11 protein-coding genes are annotated in these 16,809 nt (G+C 54.2%); all 11 read left to right on the forward strand.

Annotation, left to right across the window (positions count from 1 at the left end):
* Positions 1 to 6: 6 nt before the first annotated feature.
* The 11 genes from GWA01_RS09880 to tuf all read left to right on the forward strand — a co-directional run bounded on the left by GWA01_RS09880 (position 7) and on the right by tuf (position 16,761).
* On the forward strand, positions 7 to 1,281 hold the full coding sequence (locus GWA01_RS09880) for an efflux RND transporter periplasmic adaptor subunit (RefSeq protein WP_146797807.1): 1,275 nt from the start codon (positions 7 to 9) through the stop codon (positions 1,279 to 1,281).
* Entirely contained in the window at positions 1,281 to 2,903 is a 1,623-nt protein-coding gene (locus GWA01_RS09885) for an efflux transporter outer membrane subunit (protein ID WP_146797100.1), read from the forward strand. Before GWA01_RS09880 ends, GWA01_RS09885 begins: the two co-directional genes overlap by 1 nt.
* A 109-nt stretch (positions 2,904 to 3,012) precedes the next feature.
* A complete protein-coding gene (rplK, locus tag GWA01_RS09890; RefSeq protein WP_146797103.1) occupies positions 3,013 to 3,447 on the forward strand; it encodes a 50S ribosomal protein L11 in 435 nt (144 codons plus the stop codon).
* A 4-nt stretch (positions 3,448 to 3,451) separates the two neighbouring features.
* Positions 3,452 to 4,147 (forward strand): 50S ribosomal protein L1, encoded by a 696-nt coding sequence (gene rplA / locus GWA01_RS09895; protein WP_146797106.1) that lies wholly within the window; start codon positions 3,452 to 3,454, stop codon positions 4,145 to 4,147.
* Between the two features lie 312 nt (positions 4,148 to 4,459).
* Positions 4,460 to 4,984 (forward strand): 50S ribosomal protein L10, encoded by a 525-nt coding sequence (gene rplJ, locus GWA01_RS09900; protein WP_146797109.1) that lies wholly within the window; start codon positions 4,460 to 4,462, stop codon positions 4,982 to 4,984.
* Positions 4,985 to 5,045: 61 nt separating this feature from the next.
* Entirely contained in the window at positions 5,046 to 5,417 is a 372-nt protein-coding gene (gene rplL, locus GWA01_RS09905) for a 50S ribosomal protein L7/L12 (RefSeq protein WP_146797112.1), read from the forward strand.
* Positions 5,418 to 5,663: 246 nt separating this feature from the next.
* On the forward strand, positions 5,664 to 9,839 hold the full coding sequence (rpoB, locus tag GWA01_RS09910) for a DNA-directed RNA polymerase subunit beta (RefSeq protein WP_146797115.1): 4,176 nt from the start codon (positions 5,664 to 5,666) through the stop codon (positions 9,837 to 9,839).
* Positions 9,840 to 9,919: 80 nt separating this feature from the next.
* Positions 9,920 to 14,236, forward strand: coding sequence for a DNA-directed RNA polymerase subunit beta' (rpoC, locus tag GWA01_RS09915; protein WP_146797118.1), 4,317 nt, complete (start codon positions 9,920 to 9,922; stop codon positions 14,234 to 14,236).
* 356 nt (positions 14,237 to 14,592) lie between these two features.
* On the forward strand, positions 14,593 to 14,964 hold the full coding sequence (gene rpsL, locus GWA01_RS09920; protein ID WP_010502158.1) for a 30S ribosomal protein S12: 372 nt from the start codon (positions 14,593 to 14,595) through the stop codon (positions 14,962 to 14,964).
* Between the two features lie 12 nt (positions 14,965 to 14,976).
* Entirely contained in the window at positions 14,977 to 15,453 is a 477-nt protein-coding gene (gene rpsG / locus GWA01_RS09925) for a 30S ribosomal protein S7 (RefSeq protein ID WP_146797121.1), read from the forward strand.
* A 117-nt stretch (positions 15,454 to 15,570) separates the two neighbouring features.
* On the forward strand, positions 15,571 to 16,761 hold the full coding sequence (gene tuf / locus GWA01_RS09930; RefSeq protein ID WP_146797124.1) for an elongation factor Tu: 1,191 nt from the start codon (positions 15,571 to 15,573) through the stop codon (positions 16,759 to 16,761).
* The last annotated feature ends 48 nt before the right edge of the window (positions 16,762 to 16,809 follow it).

Below are 16,809 nucleotides of genomic sequence, written 5' to 3' on the forward strand. Positions count from 1 at the left end.
CACCCGATGGAGCAGGGGAACGGACCCCACGTTAACAGCCCCAAAAGTGGAAGTGCCCGCGGAAAGCTGGTGCTGCTGGTGGTGGTTCTGATTGCGATATTTCTGGCGGCCTGGGGTATCATCCAAAGGGGCGTGCATTATCACTCCCTTACGGCCCGCACGGAAGATGCTGCCATTCCACCCGTTACGCTGATCACTCCGCAGCCGGGTCCTGCAATACGCCAGGTGGATCTGCCAGCTAATCTTGCTGCATGGTATGAGGCCCCGATCTACGCTCAGGTCTCTGGCTATGTGAAAATGTGGTACAAGGATTATGGCGCGCACGTTAAGCGTAACGACGTCCTGGCCGAGATCAACACGCCGAGCCTTGACGCTCAGTATGCGGCCGCAAAGGCGCATTATGATGTGATCATGGCGCGTTATCGCCTTGCGATGATCACAACGGAGCGTTGGACTGCGCTGAAGGGCACACAGGCCGTCTCACGCCAGGAAGTTGATGTTCAGGCCGCCAACGCAGCGGCCCAGAAGGCAGAGCTTGAAGCGGCAGAACATGAAGTCGATCGTTTTGAAGCGCTGGAAAACTTCAAGAAGATCGTTGCTCCATTTGATGGTATCGTGACCTCCCGTCTTGTGAACGTCGGTGACTACGTGAACGCAGGGGGAGGGAACGTCACGTCACGTGGAGCTGCTTCTGAACTGTTCTCGGTGGCCGATGTGCATCGGATGCGTGTTTTCGTTTCTGTTCCACAGGATTTCGCGAGTGTCATTTCGCCTAAGATTACGGCTGATCTGACTGTCCCTCAGTACCCGGGCAAGAAATTCACAGCGACGTTCCTCGCCACGGCCCGTGCTTTCAATGCTGCTACCCGGACGGTGACGACTGAGTTGACGCTGGGGAATGAAGATGGCCTGCTCTGGCCCAATTCATATGCGACCGCGCATATTTCCGCTCCAGGTAACCCGGACATCATGATCCTTCCAACGGGTGCATTGATTTTTCGTGCGGAGGGGATGCAGGTTGCGAAGGTCGTCAACAATCATGTTCATCTGCTGAATGTGAAGGTTGGCATCAACTTTGGAACGACTTGTCAGATTTTGAGTGGCGTCAGCAAGGATGATCAGCTTGTCGCCAATCCGACAGCAGATCTTCTTGAAGGTGACGAGGTGAAGGTTGTGCCAACGACTGCTGGCTACAATGCGAAAACCAAGGCACAGCAGGCAGAGGATCAAAAGACTCTGCATGAACATGATGCCAATCCTGCGGAGGCCGGATCCCGCTGATGAAAATTCATAATCAGGCGCCGCGTCGGCGCTCATGGCGCCATGTTTCCACAGCGTTGGTTGGCGTCATGTCTATCGGCCTGGCGTCCTGCGACCTGTCTCCAGACTATCATGCTCCTACGTATCTCTATCCCAATGGCTGGGAAGGGAAGGGTGTGATGACAGATGCTCATCCGGCAGACGGAGCAGTGCGTGGCGATTGGTGGACGATGCTGAACGATCCGATCCTGAATGGATTGGAAACGCGCATGCTCGGAGTTAATGCCGATCTGCAAGCTGCAGCAGAAGCATTCACCCAGGCCCGGGATGTAGCGAGAGAGGCGGAAAGTCAGCTTTATCCGCAGCTGACCGGCGCTGCTGGCATGAGCAAGAATAAAGGCTCCCTAGGTCGCCTGTTCAACAATCGTCGAACCAGTACGTCGCCTGTTTATGAATCCAATGAGGCTTACAGCGGAGCTGCAACCTGGGAGCCTGATTTTTGGGATGCCATCCGCAATACTACGAGGATGCAGAAAAATCTGGCTCAGGCTACCGCGGCAGAATATGCAGTGGCGCGCTTGAGCCTTGAGGCAGAGCTCGCTTCAGATTATGTGGCGCTACGCGGTATAGACGCTCAGAACGCTGTCTATGATGATTCCATCAGGTACTTTAAAACTGCCGTTGAAATCACGCGTCTGCGTCAGGCTGGGGCTATCGGAGCGGGCCTTGATGTTTCCCGTGCCGAAAATCAGCTTTACGCAGCCATGGCCGCACAGAGTGCTCTGACGGCCCGAAGGCAAGTCATGGAGCACGCCATTGCCGCGTTGCTGAACACCGTACCTGCAGGATTTCATCTGGCGCCGGTTCATGACGTTCACATGCATTTCGGTACGGTTAAGGTCAACTCCGGCTTGCCCTCAAGTCTGCTGGAGCGTCGTCCTGACATTGCGGTTGCAGAACGCCAGATGGCTGCTGCCGCCCGTGGAATCGGGGTGTCTCGCGCTGCGTTCTATCCACGTGTCACTTTCAGTGCGGCGGGTGGCTTTGAAGATGCAGGGTTCGATCTTGCAAGCCTTTCCAATGCCTTCTGGAAAATTGCAGTCCAAGCGGTTGAACCTGCATTCACGGGTGGTCTGAGACGGGCTGCTTTGCAACGATCATGGTCTCAGTATCGGCAAACGGCCGACAACTATCGTTCGACGGTTATCTCGGCGTTTCAGGACGTAGAAGACGGGTTGAGCCAGACAGGACTTTATAAAGTCGAGCTTGATCAGCAGCATCAGGCTGTTGAAGCAGCGCTTCGGACGCAAAGCATGACGATGGCTCTCTATACCGGCGGGCTGTCGAATTATCTTGATGCACTTGTGGCCCAGCAGGATGCTCTTCAGGCACGCCTTCTTGAAGTTCAGGCGCAGACGGCTCAGGTCCAGGCTACAGTGCGTCTTGTGCGTGCTCTTGGAGGCGGGTGGAGTGCTTCCGCATTGCCGACGGTCAAGCAGATCGATCCTTTCTCCCCACTACAGTATCAGGGGCTTCATAACCCACGCCCGGTAGGAGATGTCGATACGCATCAATCTCCTGTTGCGACCGATCTGAGCGGAGATTATACGAGCCCCGTTCCCAATAAGGGCTTGACGCACTAACTGAAACCGGTCTACGGGACCGCCTCAATTCGAACGCGGGAGGAATCGGTTTCGATCGATTCCACTGGAACCGCGGTTCGGGAACGACACAGAGTAAGGAGTCCCGGATATGGCCAAAAAAGTTGTTGGCTACATCAAGCTTCAGATCCCGGCTGGTAAAGCCAATCCATCTCCTCCGGTTGGTCCGGCCCTCGGTCAGCGCGGCCTGAACATCATGCAGTTCTGCAAAGAGTTCAACGCAAAGACCCAAGGTCTTGAGCCCGGTATGCCAATTCCCGTGGTTATCACGGCGTTTGCTGACCGTACGTTCACGTTCATCACCAAGACACCGCCAAACACATACTTCCTTCTCAAGGCAGCCAAGATTTCCAAGGGCAGCCAGACAGTTGGTAAGTCTGCAGCAGTGGGTTCTGTGACGACTTCCCAGCTTCGCGAGATTGCTGAGACGAAGTTCAAGGATATGAACGCCAACGATCTCGATGGCGCCGTGCGCATGCTCGCCGGCTCTGCGAAGTCGATGGGCCTGAACGTGGTGGAGGGCTGATATCATGGCCAAGAACAAGCGTCTGAATGCTGCGCAGGCTACTGTCGAGCGCAACAAGCCATATGTGCTCAGCGAAGCTGTTGCTCTGGTAAAGAGCAATGCGAAGGCAAAGTTCGATGAGACCATTGAAATTTCGCTGAACCTCGGTATCGATCCGCGTCACGCTGACCAGATGGTCCGTGGTCTGATTTCCCTGCCGAATGGCACGGGTAAGACGCTGCGCGTTGGTGTGTTTGCTCGTGGTGCGAAGGCTGAGGAAGCAATCGCAGCTGGTGCAGAAGTTGTTGGTGCGGAAGATCTGGCCGAAAAGATTCAGGCTGGCGAGATCGACTTCGATCGCTGCATTGCAACGCCTGACATGATGGCTCTCGTTGGTCGTCTTGGTAAGATCCTCGGTCCTCGTGGTCTGATGCCGAACCCACGTCTCGGCACGGTGACCATGGACGTTAAGGGTGCCATCACGGCAGCTAAGTCTGGTCAGGTCGAATATCGTGCTGAGAAGGCTGGTATTATTCATGCTGGCGTCGGCAAGGCGTCCTTCGATGAAGCAAAGCTGATTGAAAACATCAACGCGCTCGTCGATGCCGTTCAGAAGGCTCGTCCGTCGGGCGCCAAGGGTACCTATTTGAAGAAGGCTGGTCTTTCTTCCACGATGGGCCCAGGTGTACGTCTCGACGTTTCGAGCTTCACGGCCGTTTGAGTTTTCTGGGCTGCTCCGTTATGGAGTGGCCCACAAGAATGACGCCATCTTCTTCTGAATGTGGCGGCGCAGGGGTGCAGCACGTTGTGTCGCATTTCCGATCCTGTCCAAGACCGCACGTGAAGTCTTTCTCGGCTTCTTAAGGATCTTTAGAGATCGCGGGCGTCAGACGGTGCGCCAGTGTTTTGTGTTTAGCGCGATGCACTGGGTTGGTCACTTCTGAGGACAGGCGAGCGGGCTTTTTCCTGGATAAGGGGATGGCCTTTGGGTAACTTGGTCCGAAGGTTTTTCGGGCCGACGAGGAGACAGGTTTTGGACCGTACGGAAAAGCGGGCCTTTGTCGAATTCCTCGCCGATGTGTTTGGCAGCACGTCCATGGTTGTCGTCACCCAGAATAAGGGTCTGACGGTTGCTGATGTGACGGAGCTTCGTCGACGCATTCGTGCGGCGGGTGCGACATACAAGGTTGCGAAGAACCGGCTGGCCAGCCGCGCTCTGGATGGGACCCAATTCGACGGCATTTCGTCGCTGCTGAAGGGGCCGACCGCGCTTGCGTGGGCTGAAGATCCCGTAGCAGTGGCAAAAGTGATCGTTGAGTTCGCCAAGACGAACGACAAGCTGGTTGTTCTTGGTGGTGCACTTGGTAATCAGACGCTTGATGCGGATGGTGTCAAGGTGCTCGCCGAGCTGCCGTCTCTGGATGAGCTGCGTGCAAAGCTGGTTGGTATGATCAATACCCCGGCAACGCGTATCGCAGGTATCACCCAGGCTCCGGCAGGACAGCTTGCTCGCGTCTTTGGTGCCTATGCCAAGACCGGCGAAGCAGAAGCCGCCTGAGAGTTTACGCTGCGGCGTAATCTTGAATCCCATCTAACAGTGCATCACTTAGGATAATATCATGGCCGACCTGGCAAAGATTGTTGAAGAGCTGTCCGCTCTTACCGTTCTCGAAGCTGCTGAGCTTTCCAAGCTTCTCGAAGAGAAGTGGGGCGTTTCTGCTGCTGCTCCTGTAGCTGCTGCTGCTGCTCCGGCTGCTGCTGCTGCTGCTGCTGAAGAGCAGACCGAGTTCACTGTTGTTCTTGCCGCTGCTGGCGACAAGAAGATCAACGTGATCAAGGAAATCCGTGGCATCACGGGCCTGGGTCTGAAGGAAGCTAAGGACCTGGTTGAGGGTGCACCGAAGACCGTCAAGGAAGGTGTTTCCAAGGACGAAGCTGCCAAGATCAAGAAGACCCTTGAAGACAACGGCGCATCCGTCGAAATCAAGTAATCACTTGATTTCAGGTTGCTATTCCTTAAGGGGTAGCAATCTCTGCCGAGCAGACAGATTAGGGCGGGGATCGCATGCGGTTCCCGCCCGATTTGCCGTTGGTAGATATAAGAGTATACTGCGCGGCTCGCTACGTAGTGAAATATTTGAAAAGCCGGTCGTTCCGGTCGCCCGAGGAGTTCGGAAGCCTTATTCCGGTCACGCTCTACGGACGACTCGAAGGTCTGGTGCAGAGGGCAGGGATAGATGAACGCGATCACGAAATCGTTCACGGGACGCAAGAGGATCCGCAAAAGCTTCGGGCGCATTCCCGAAATTGCGCCGATGCCCAATCTGATTGATGTGCAGCGCGCCTCTTATGAGGCGTTTCTGCAGATGAACGTCAGCCCTGATAGCCGCCAGCAGGCGGGTCTTCAGGAGGTCTTTCGGTCGGTTTTCCCGATTAATGACTTCGCCGGCCGCGGTCGTCTGGACTTTCAGTCCTACGAATTCGAAGAGCCGAAATATGACGTTGAAGAGTGCATTCAGCGAGGCCTGACGTATGCAGCGCCCCTGAAGGTCATTCTTCGTCTCACGACGTGGGACATCGATGAAGATACGGGCTCGCGCTCAATTCACGATCTGAAGGAGCAGCCGGTTTACATGGGCGATATGCCGCTCATGACCGATAACGGTACCTTTATTATTAATGGTACAGAGCGCGTCATCGTTTCCCAGATGCATCGCAGCCCTGGTGTTTTCTTTGATCACGACAAGGGCAAGACGCATTCCTCAGGTAAATATCTTTTTGCCGCGCGTGTTATTCCATACCGTGGATCTTGGCTCGACTTTGAGTTCGATGCCAAGGATCTGATTTACGTTCGTATTGATCGTAAGCGCAAGCTGCCTGTCACGACACTGCTATATGCGCTTGAAGGCGCCAACTTTATTGCTGCTCGTGAAGCGAAGCTGGCAGAAGGGGGCGATGTAGAGAGCTTGGATATTCAGGGAATGGATCAGGACGAAATCCTGAACTATTTCTATGACACCGTTACCTTTACCCGGATGGGCGAAGAGTGGGCGCGTTCCTTCGACGCGGATGCATTCCGTGGCAAGAAGCTCCTCAGTCCTCTTGTTGATGCCGACACCGGTGAAGTCGTTGCAGAAGCAGACGCCAAGCTGACCGCACGTATGGTGCGGAAGATTGCTGAAAACACGCGTGTGGTTCAGGTCGGTCGTCCAGACGTCCTCGGTTGCTTCCTTGCTCATGATCTCGTCAATGAGAACACGGGCGAAATTTATGGTGAAGCTGGCGAAGAGCTGACTGAGGACCGTCTCGTCGCTCTCGAAGAAATTGGCATTACAGAACTTCCGACGTTGTCCGTCGATGGTGCTCACGGCCCCTGGATACGTAACACACTTGCTGTCGACAAGAATGCGTCCCGTGACGAGGCCTTGATCGATATCTATCGTATTATGCGCCCTGGTGAGCCGCCGACCAAAGAGACGGCTGAGACCATGTTCCGTGGCCTGTTCTTTGATCAGGACCGCTATGACCTCTCCTCCGTTGGTCGCGTGAAGATGAACATGCGTCTTGATGTTGACGCTCCGGATACTTTGCGCGTTCTGCGTAAGGAAGATATCCTGCGTACCATCAAGATCATGTGCGATCTGAAGGATGGCCGCGGTCAGATCGACGACATTGATAACCTCGGTAACCGTCGCGTTCGCTCAGTTGGCGAATTGATGGAAAATCAATATCGCATTGGTCTGCTGCGCATGGAGCGCGCCATTCGTGAGCGCATGGGATCGGTTGATATTGATACGGTCATGCCTCATGACCTCATTAACGCCAAGCCTGCTGCCGCTGCTGTGCGCGAGTTCTTCGGATCGTCGCAGCTCAGCCAGTTCATGGATCAGACAAACCCTCTTTCCGAAGTTACGCATAAGCGCCGTCTCTCGGCGCTTGGCCCAGGGGGGCTGACGCGTGAGCGTGCAGGCTTCGAAGTCCGTGACGTTCATCCGACGCATTACGGTCGTATCTGTCCGATTGAGACGCCGGAAGGTCCAAACATTGGTCTGATCAATTCCCTTTCGACCTATGCTAAGGTGAATAAATACGGTTTCATCGAAACGCCGTATCGCCTCGTCAAGGACGGTATCCTGCAGGATGGCTGGAAGTATCTCTCCGCGATGGAAGAGGACAAGCTGGTCGTCGCGCAGGCTGACGCAAAGCAGGATCCGGCTACTCATGCTCTGACGGATGAGTTGGTTTCAGTGCGTCGTGCAGGCGATTTCCGTCTTGTTCCGCCTGAGCAGGTCACGGCATGTGACGTTTCTCCGAAGCAGCTTGTTTCTGTTGCTGCAGCGCTCATTCCATTCCTTGAAAACGATGACGCTAACCGTGCGCTGATGGGCTCGAACATGCAGCGTCAGGCGGTGCCGTTGGTGAAAGCCGATGCGCCGCTGGTTGGGACGGGAATGGAAGCCGCAGTTGCGCACGATTCAGGTGCGACAATTGTTGCGAAGCGCCGCGGTGTCGTTGATCAGATCGATGGCGCGCGTATCGTGGTCCGTTCGACTGATGAGGACGGTGCAACGCAAGGCGTAGATATCTATCGTCTCCGCAAGTACATGCGTTCCAACCAGTCAACCTGCATTAATCAGCGTCCGCTGGTGAAGGTGGGCGACACGGTTCACGCCGGCGACATCATTGCTGACGGTCCGTCCACTGAGCTTGGCGAACTGGCTCTTGGCCGTAACGTGCTTGTCGCGTTCATGCCTTGGAACGGTTACAACTTTGAAGATTCGATTCTGATTTCCGAGCGCATTGCTCGCGATGACGTCTTCACTTCGATTCACATCGAAGAGTTTGAAGTTATGGCGCGTGATACGAAGCTAGGTCAGGAAGAAATCACCCGCGATATTCCGAATGTTGGTGAGGAATCTCTTCGTAATCTTGACGAAGCAGGCATTGTCTATGTCGGAGCTGAAGTGAACCCTGGCGACATTCTGGTCGGCAAGGTTACTCCGAAGGGTGAGAGCCCGATGACGCCTGAAGAGAAGCTTCTTCGTGCGATCTTCGGTGAGAAGGCATCAGACGTTCGTGATACCTCTCTGAAGTTGCCTCCTGGAACAAGTGGTACGATCGTCGATGTCCGCGTTTTCTCACGGCGCGGCGTGGATAAAGATGAACGCGCGATGGCTATCGAGCGTTCGGAAATTGAGCGTCTTACGAAGGATCGTGATGACGAACGTTCTATCCAGGAGCGTAGCTTCCATAACCGTCTGCGTGAGCGTTTGGTTGGTCAGGTAGCTGGTGCGGGCTTCAAGGGTATTCGCTCTGGCACGCCCATCACTGTTGAAGTTCTTGATGAGCATCCAAGGGGAGCCTGGCGCAATATTACCGTCAGCTCAGATGAACTGACTGCAGAGCTGGAAACGCTTCGTCGTGAGTTTGATGAGGCTGTCCGTCGGATCAATGCGCGTTTCGACAGTAAGGTTGAAAAGCTGCAGCGTGGTGACGAGCTTCCTCCCGGTGTGATGAAGATGGTTAAGGTTTTTGTCGCGGTGAAGCGTAAGCTTCAGCCGGGTGATAAAATGGCTGGCCGTCACGGTAACAAGGGTGTCGTTTCTCGGGTTGTACCTGTTGAGGATATGCCCTTCCTTGAGAACGGTCAGCCTGTCGACCTTCTGCTGAATCCGCTGGGTGTGCCGTCCCGAATGAATGTCGGACAGATCCTTGAAACCCATCTCGGCTGGGCATGTGCCAATATTGGTGCTGGCATTGGCGAAATGGTGGACGAGTATCAGCGTAACGGGGAGCGCAAGCAGGAACTCTTGGATCGTCTGAAGGAAATTTATGGTGACGAAATCTATGACATGGATATCGCCACACTTCCGAACGAACAGCTGATCGAACTCGCAAATAACCTGCGTAAAGGTGTTCCGATTGCTACCCCTGTGTTCGATGGTGCTTCCATTCCGGACATTGAGGATATGTTGCTCAAGGCGGGTGTTAATAAGTCGGGTCAATCCCAGCTTATTGATGGTCGTACAGGTGAGAAGTTCGAGCGTCAGACGACTGTTGGCTACATCTATATGCTGAAGCTGCATCATCTCGTCGACGACAAGATCCATGCCCGATCCATTGGTCCTTACTCTCTTGTTACCCAGCAGCCGCTGGGTGGTAAGGCTCAGTTTGGCGGTCAGCGCTTCGGTGAGATGGAAGTTTGGGCTCTCGAGGCATATGGCGCAGCGTACACCTTGCAGGAAATGCTGACGGTGAAGTCGGATGACGTTTCCGGCCGCACCAAGGTCTATGAGGCGATTGTACGTGAACAGGATGACTTCGAAGCAGGTATTCCCGAGAGCTTCAACGTTCTTATCAAGGAACTGAAGTCGCTTGGCTTGAATGTCGACCTCGAGCAGGGCGCCGCGTAAGCGGTGCTCATGTCTCTCTCTTCGCGATTCATTTTTGACGTGCCGGCGGGACGCCGCCTGGCATTTTGGGGTTTCGGCGCATGAACGAACTCATGAAAATTCTGGGTCAGACCGGCCAGTCGGTGACCTTCGACCAGATTAAGATCCAACTCGCATCCAGCGAGCAGATCCGTTCGTGGTCTTACGGCGAAATCAAGAAGCCGGAAACCATTAACTACCGTACGTTCAAGCCAGAACGTGACGGCCTCTTCTGTGCTCGTATTTTTGGTCCGATCAAGGATTATGAATGCCTTTGCGGTAAATACAAGCGGATGAAGTTCCGTGGTATTGTCTGCGAAAAATGCGGTGTTGAAGTCACGCTCGCAAAGGTACGTCGCGAGCGTATGGGGCATATCGAACTGGCATCGCCGGTCGCCCATATTTGGTTTCTCAAGTCGCTTCCGAGCCGTATCGCCACGATGCTCGATCTGCCTTTGAAAGATGTCGAGCCAGTCTTATATTTCGAGAAGTTTCTCGTTCTCGATAAGGGTATCTGTGAATCTGATCAGGTAGATTCCTACAAAAACGGCAAAAAGCGTGACCAGTACCTGCTGGACGAAATGCGTTGTGAAGATATTCTTGATGAATATCCGGATGCAGGCATCGACGTTGGAATTGGTGCAGAAGCGATTAAGCGTGCTCTTTCCAGCTACGACTGGGGTATTCCGAACGCACAGGAACGCGAGCTGAGCCTTTCTGCAAAGTCCAAGGGACTGCAGGATCCGTTTGACTATGACGCAGAAGTCATGGAAGGCGATTCCGAAAAGACCATGATGCGCAAGAAGCTGCGCAAGGCCACTTCGGAAGCAGCTCGTAAAAAGCTCGTCAAACGTCTGAAGCTTGTCGAGGCATTTGTTGAGAGTGGCTCGCGCCCTGACTGGATGATCATGGATATCATTCCAGTCATCCCGCCTGAGCTGCGTCCGCTTGTGCCGCTTGATGGCGGCCGCTTTGCGACGTCAGACTTGAATGATCTTTATCGCCGGGTCATTAACCGTAACAATCGCCTTAAGCGCCTTATTGAGCTCCGTGCGCCTGATATCATCGTCCGTAACGAAAAACGGATGCTTCAGGAAGCTGTGGATGCATTGTTCGATAACGGACGTCGTGGCCGCGCGATTACGGGTGCGAACAAGCGTCCGCTAAAATCCCTTTCAGACATGCTGAAGGGTAAGCAAGGACGCTTCCGTCAAAACCTCCTTGGTAAGCGCGTTGATTACTCGGGCCGTTCGGTTATCGTCGTGGGCCCAGAGTTGAAGTTGCATCAGTGTGGTCTTCCGAAGAAGATGGCGCTTGAGCTTTTCAAGCCGTTTATCTATTCGAAGCTTGAGAAATACGGTCACGCGACAACCATCAAAGCTGCAAAACGCATGGTGGAGAAAGAGCGCCCGGAAGTTTGGGATATCCTCGAAGAGGTAATCCGCGAACATCCGGTCATGCTGAACCGTGCACCTACGCTCCATCGTCTGGGTATCCAAGCTTTTGAGCCGATCCTTATTGAAGGTAAGGCAATTCAGCTGCACCCACTGGTCTGCACAGCATTCAACGCCGACTTCGACGGCGACCAGATGGCTGTGCATGTGCCGCTATCGCTGGAAGCGCAGCTTGAAGCGCGCGTGCTGATGATGTCCACTAACAACATCCTCAGCCCCGCAAATGGTAAGCCGATCATTGTTCCTTCGCAGGATATCGTTCTGGGACTCTACTATCTCAGTCTCGAAATCCCTGAGTACCGCGCCACACCTGATGAAGCGGTTATCAAGGACAACAAAGTCATCACCGCTGCTCCCCCGGCATTTTCGTCGGTGGCAGAAATCGAATGTGCAATGGCATCAGGTTCCCTGAAGCTGCACGACAAAATCCGTCTACGTCTTGAGACTAAGGCAGAAGACGGCCAGACCGTTCGTCAGGTACTGCTGACAACGCCTGGGCGTGCGCTTATTGCGCAGATTTTGCCTAGACATGCTGCAATTCCGTTTAGCCTCGTTAACAAGCAGCTGACGAAGAAGAACGTTTCCGACGTCATTGATTCTGTCTATCGTCATTGCGGCCAGAAGGAAGCAGTGATTTTCTGTGACCGTCTGATGGGTTTGGGTTTTCGTCACGCTGCACGTGCAGGCATTTCCTTCGGCAAGGATGACATGATCATTCCGGCCGAGAAAACTGTGCTGGTTGATCGTACGGCAGCCGAGGTTAAAGAGTTCGAGCAGCAGTATCAGGACGGTCTGATTACGGCTGGTGAGCGCTATAACAAGGTGGTTGATGCGTGGTCGCGATGCACGGATGAAGTGCAGGCCGCTATGCTCAAGGAAATTTCGAAGCAGGTTATCGGAAAGCCCACCAATTCGGTGTGGATGATGAGCCATTCCGGTGCTCGTGGTTCGCCAGCTCAGATGAAGCAGCTTGCGGGTATGCGTGGTCTGATGGTGAAGCCTTCAGGCGAGATTATTGAGCAGCCGATCATTGCCAACTTTAAAGAAGGCCTTTCGGTTCTCGATTATTTCACATCGACCCATGGTGCTCGTAAGGGTCTTGCAGACACGGCTCTAAAAACCGCAAACTCGGGTTATCTGACGCGCCGTCTTGTGGATGTTGCGCAGGACTGCATCATCGTCGAAGTTGATTGTGGTACTGAGCGTGGCCTGACTGTACGTGCGGTCATGGATAGCGGTGAAGTAGTTGCGTCTCTGTCAGAGCGTATTCTTGGCCGTACAGTGTCGAAGGATATTCTTCATCCTGTTACGGGTGAGATTGTTGCGGCTCGCAACGTTCTGATTGAAGAGGCTACGGCCGAGGCAATCGAGAAGGCTGGCGTTGAAAGCGTTGAGATCCGCTCGGTATTGACATGCGACAGCCGCGTTGGAATTTGTGGCCATTGCTACGGACGTGATCTTGCACGTGGTACGCCTGTTAACATTGGTGAAGCTGTTGGCGTTATTGCTGCCCAGTCCATTGGTGAGCCGGGCACGCAGCTCACAATGCGTACGTTCCATATTGGTGGTGCCGCTACACGTGGTGCAGAGCAGTCAATGGTTGAGGCGCTGCGCGATGGTGTTGTGACCATTCGCAACCGCAATGTCGTTGAAAATTCGCAGAGAATTCCCATCGTCATGTCCCGTAACTGTGAGATTCTTCTCACAGATGAAAACGGAACAGAGCGTGCGAAATATCGTGTGCCGTATGGTGCGCGCCTGATGGTCAACGAAGGTGAGGCGGTAGTCCGAAACCAGAAAATGGCCGAGTGGGACCCGTATACCCTGCCGATCATCACCGAGCAGTCAGGTACCATTGAATATCTCGACCTGATCGACAGCATCACGCTTGTCGAGCGCATGGATGAGGTCACGGGTCTGACGTCAAAGGTGGTCGTTGATTACAAGCAGGCAGCAAAGGGTGTGGATCTACGTCCACGTCTGCAGCTGAAGGATAGCAACGGCAACGTCGTCAAGTTGTCTAACGGCAATGAAGCACGTTACTTCCTCTCGCCAGACAGTATTCTTTCTGTTGAGAACGGCGCTACGGTCCATGCAGGTGATGCGCTCGCACGCATTCCTCGCGAAGGATCGAAAACACGTGACATTACCGGTGGTCTGCCGCGTGTTGCCGAGCTTTTTGAAGCACGACGCCCCAAGGACCATGCGATTATCGCAGAAGGCGATGGCCGTATTGAATTTGGTAAGGATTACAAATCCAAGCGCTGTGTCATCGTCAAAAATGATGAGACAGGCGAGCAAACAGATTATTTGATTCCCAAGGGCAAGCACGTTTCCGTTCAGGAAGGCGACTTTGTTCAGAAAGGTGATCCGCTCGTCGATGGTCCGCGTGTTCCTCATGACATTTTGAAAGTCATGGGTGTCGAAGCTCTATCTGATTATCTTGTTAACGAGATTCAGGATGTTTACCGCCTGCAAGGCGTGAAGATCAATGACAAGCACATCGAGGTCATTGTTCGTCAGATGCTGCAGAAGGTTGAAATCCTTGAGCCTGGTGACTCGACATATCTGATTGGCGAAACGGTTGATCGAATCGAGTTCGAGACGGAAAATCAGGAACTGCTTTCGAAGGGCCATACTGTAGCGCGCGGAATGCCGGTACTACAGGGTATTACAAAGGCCTCACTGCAGACGCAGTCCTTCATCTCGGCTGCCTCCTTCCAGGAGACAACGAGAGTACTCACGGACGCTGCGACCTCTGGCAAGGTTGATACGCTGAACGGTCTGAAGGAAAACGTCATCGTTGGTCGTCTGATCCCTGCAGGAACAGGTAGCGTAATGAATCGTTTGCGTGGTATCGCAGCGGGTCAAGATCGCCAGCGGGTTGGTGGTTCTGCTGCTGAACTCGGGGATGCAGCAGAATAGCGATTGCTAACGAAGAATGCCTAAGCCCGATTCTGTGATGATTCATCAGAATCGGGCTCATTTTAGGCAGAACACTTGACTTAAAGCGGAAGCCCTCGTAGGGTCCGCGCCCTCGGCTACAACTGCCTTAACAGGCGAAAAAGCTGATGTAGAATATAGAATCGCGCGTAGTACTGCTTCGGTCGTTATCGACATAAAGCTAAGGCTACGGGCCATGATCCGAGGAAATGGCTTCTGCTGTTTCCTCGGAAGTTGTGCGAAGACAGGCGGTTCAGCCGCGTGTCGGTTTGGACGAATGTCGTGGCGGCTACTTTTGTGGTGGCTGCCTGGAATTGGACAAGGATTGGGAAGGGCGCATGCCGACCATCAACCAGTTGATCGCGAACGGCCGTGAGCCGGCCGCAAAGCGGAATAAGGTCCCCGCGCTGCAGGGCTGCCCGCAGAAGCGTGGCGTCTGCACGCGCGTTTATACTGTAACGCCGAAGAAGCCGAACTCCGCTCTGCGTAAGGTCGCCAAGGTGCGTCTGACCAACGGGTATGAAGTCGTGAGCTACATTCCGGGTGAAGGTCATAACCTTCAGGAGCACAGCGTTGTTCTTATCCGTGGTGGCCGCGTGAAGGATCTTCCCGGTGTGCGTTATCACATCCTGCGCGGCGTGCTTGACACGCAGGGCATCGCTAAGCGTCGTCAGCGTCGTTCGCTGTATGGCGCGAAGCGGCCGAAGTAAGAGGTATTTGGAATGAGTCGCCGTCACCGCGCTGTAAAGCGTGAGATCCTTCCTGATCCGAAATTCGGAGACGTTGTCATTACGCGCTTTATGAATGCGCTGATGTATGACGGAAAAAAATCCACCGCTGAAGGCATCGTTTACGGTGCTCTTGAGGTTCTGCGTCGTCGAGGCGGTTCTGCCGCTGATCCGGTTGCGATGTTCCACTCGGCTCTGGATAACGTGAAGCCAGCCGTTGAGGTTCGTTCCCGTCGAGTTGGTGGTGCAACGTACCAGGTGCCGGTTGAGGTGCGTGCAGAGCGTCGTCAGGCGCTCGCAATTCGCTGGCTGATCGACGCCTCGCGCAAGCGCGGTGAGAACACCATGCAGGATCGCCTTTCTAACGAGCTGATGGACGCGGTGAACAATCGTGGTTCGGCTGTTAAGAAGCGCGAAGACACGCACCGTATGGCTGAAGCTAATAAGGCATTCAGCCACTATCGCTGGTAATCAGAACCGGCTAATGGGCTTCCGATAGGGCTTCAGGCTCTATTCTGGACGCCCTAACCGGCATGAACTTTCAGTCTTATCCCCAGCTCAGGTGAGTTGGGGTTTTGGAGAGAGACGATGGCAAAGGCTAAATTCGAGCGGACGAAGCCGCACTGCAACATCGGCACCATCGGTCACGTCGACCACGGCAAGACCTCGCTGACTGCTGCAATCACAAAGACGCTGGCAAAGACCGGCGGCGCTGTTTTCAGTGCATACGATCAGATCGACAAGGCGCCTGAAGAGCGCGCACGTGGTATCACCATCTCCACGGCTCACGTTGAGTACGAGACCGCGAAGCGTCACTACGCTCACGTTGATTGCCCGGGTCATGCTGACTACGTCAAGAACATGATCACTGGTGCCGCTCAGATGGACGGTGCTATTCTGGTCGTTTCTGCTGCAGACGGTCCGATGCCCCAGACGCGTGAGCACATTCTGCTCGCTCGCCAGGTTGGTGTCCCTGCTCTGGTTGTGTTCCTGAACAAAGTTGATCAGGTTGATGATCCCGAGCTTCTTGAGCTCGTTGAAATGGAAGTGCGCGAGCTTCTTTCATCTTACCAGTTCCCAGGAGACGATATCCCCATCGTTAAGGGTTCCGCTCTGGTAACTCTTGAAGATGGTGATCCGGAGCTCGGTGAGAAGCGCGTTCTTGACCTGATGGAAGCAGTGGATGACTACATCCCGCAGCCAGAGCGTCCGGTTGATCGCCCGTTCCTGATGCCGATCGAAGACGTGTTCTCGATTTCCGGCCGTGGTACGGTTGTGACGGGCCGCGTTGAGCGTGGTGTAGTTAATGTTGGTGACGAAATTGAGATCATTGGTCTCAAGGATACCATCAAGACGACAGTCACGGGCGTTGAAATGTTCCGCAAGCTGCTTGATCGCGGTGAAGCTGGTGACAACATCGGTGCGCTGGTTCGTGGCACGAAGCGTGAAGACGTTGAGCGTGGTCAGGTTCTTGCAAAGCCGGGTTCCATTACTCCGCACAAGAAGTTCAAGGCCGAGGCATACATCCTGACGAAGGAAGAGGGTGGTCGTCATACGCCATTCTTTACCAACTATCGTCCGCAGTTCTACTTCCGTACGACTGACGTCACGGGTGTTGTTCAGCTGCCGGATGGCGTTGAGATGGTCATGCCTGGCGACAACGTTGCTATGGATGTCGAGCTGATTGCTCCGATCGCCATGGACGAAGGCCTGCGTTTCGCTATTCGCGAAGGCGGCCGTACGGTGGGTGCAGGCGTGGTTGCTTCAATCAGCGCCTAAGTCCTGACTAGCCGTTGGAATGGAAGCCCCGGTCAGATTAAGTTCTGG

Source organism: Gluconobacter wancherniae NBRC 103581, assembly GCF_007988885.1.
Classification (GTDB): domain Bacteria; phylum Pseudomonadota; class Alphaproteobacteria; order Acetobacterales; family Acetobacteraceae; genus Gluconobacter; species Gluconobacter wancherniae.

What these genes read in the sequence shown, in the direction of transcription:
- rpoC (WP_146797118.1), top strand. Translation starts at nt 9,920, where the DNA reads ATGAACGAACTCATGAAAATTCTGGGTCAGACCGGCCAGTCGGTGACC.
- rpsL (WP_010502158.1), top strand. Translation starts at nt 14,593, where the DNA reads ATGCCGACCATCAACCAGTTGATCGCGAACGGCCGTGAGCCGGCCGCA.
- rplL (WP_146797112.1), top strand. Translation starts at nt 5,046, where the DNA reads ATGGCCGACCTGGCAAAGATTGTTGAAGAGCTGTCCGCTCTTACCGTT.
- rplK (WP_146797103.1), top strand. Translation starts at nt 3,013, where the DNA reads ATGGCCAAAAAAGTTGTTGGCTACATCAAGCTTCAGATCCCGGCTGGT.
- rplA (WP_146797106.1), top strand. Translation starts at nt 3,452, where the DNA reads ATGGCCAAGAACAAGCGTCTGAATGCTGCGCAGGCTACTGTCGAGCGC.
- GWA01_RS09885 (WP_146797100.1), top strand. Translation starts at nt 1,281, where the DNA reads ATGAAAATTCATAATCAGGCGCCGCGTCGGCGCTCATGGCGCCATGTT.
- rpoB (WP_146797115.1), top strand. Translation starts at nt 5,664, where the DNA reads ATGAACGCGATCACGAAATCGTTCACGGGACGCAAGAGGATCCGCAAA.
- rpsG (WP_146797121.1), top strand. Translation starts at nt 14,977, where the DNA reads ATGAGTCGCCGTCACCGCGCTGTAAAGCGTGAGATCCTTCCTGATCCG.
- GWA01_RS09880 (WP_146797807.1), top strand. Translation starts at nt 7, where the DNA reads ATGGAGCAGGGGAACGGACCCCACGTTAACAGCCCCAAAAGTGGAAGT.
- tuf (WP_146797124.1), top strand. Translation starts at nt 15,571, where the DNA reads ATGGCAAAGGCTAAATTCGAGCGGACGAAGCCGCACTGCAACATCGGC.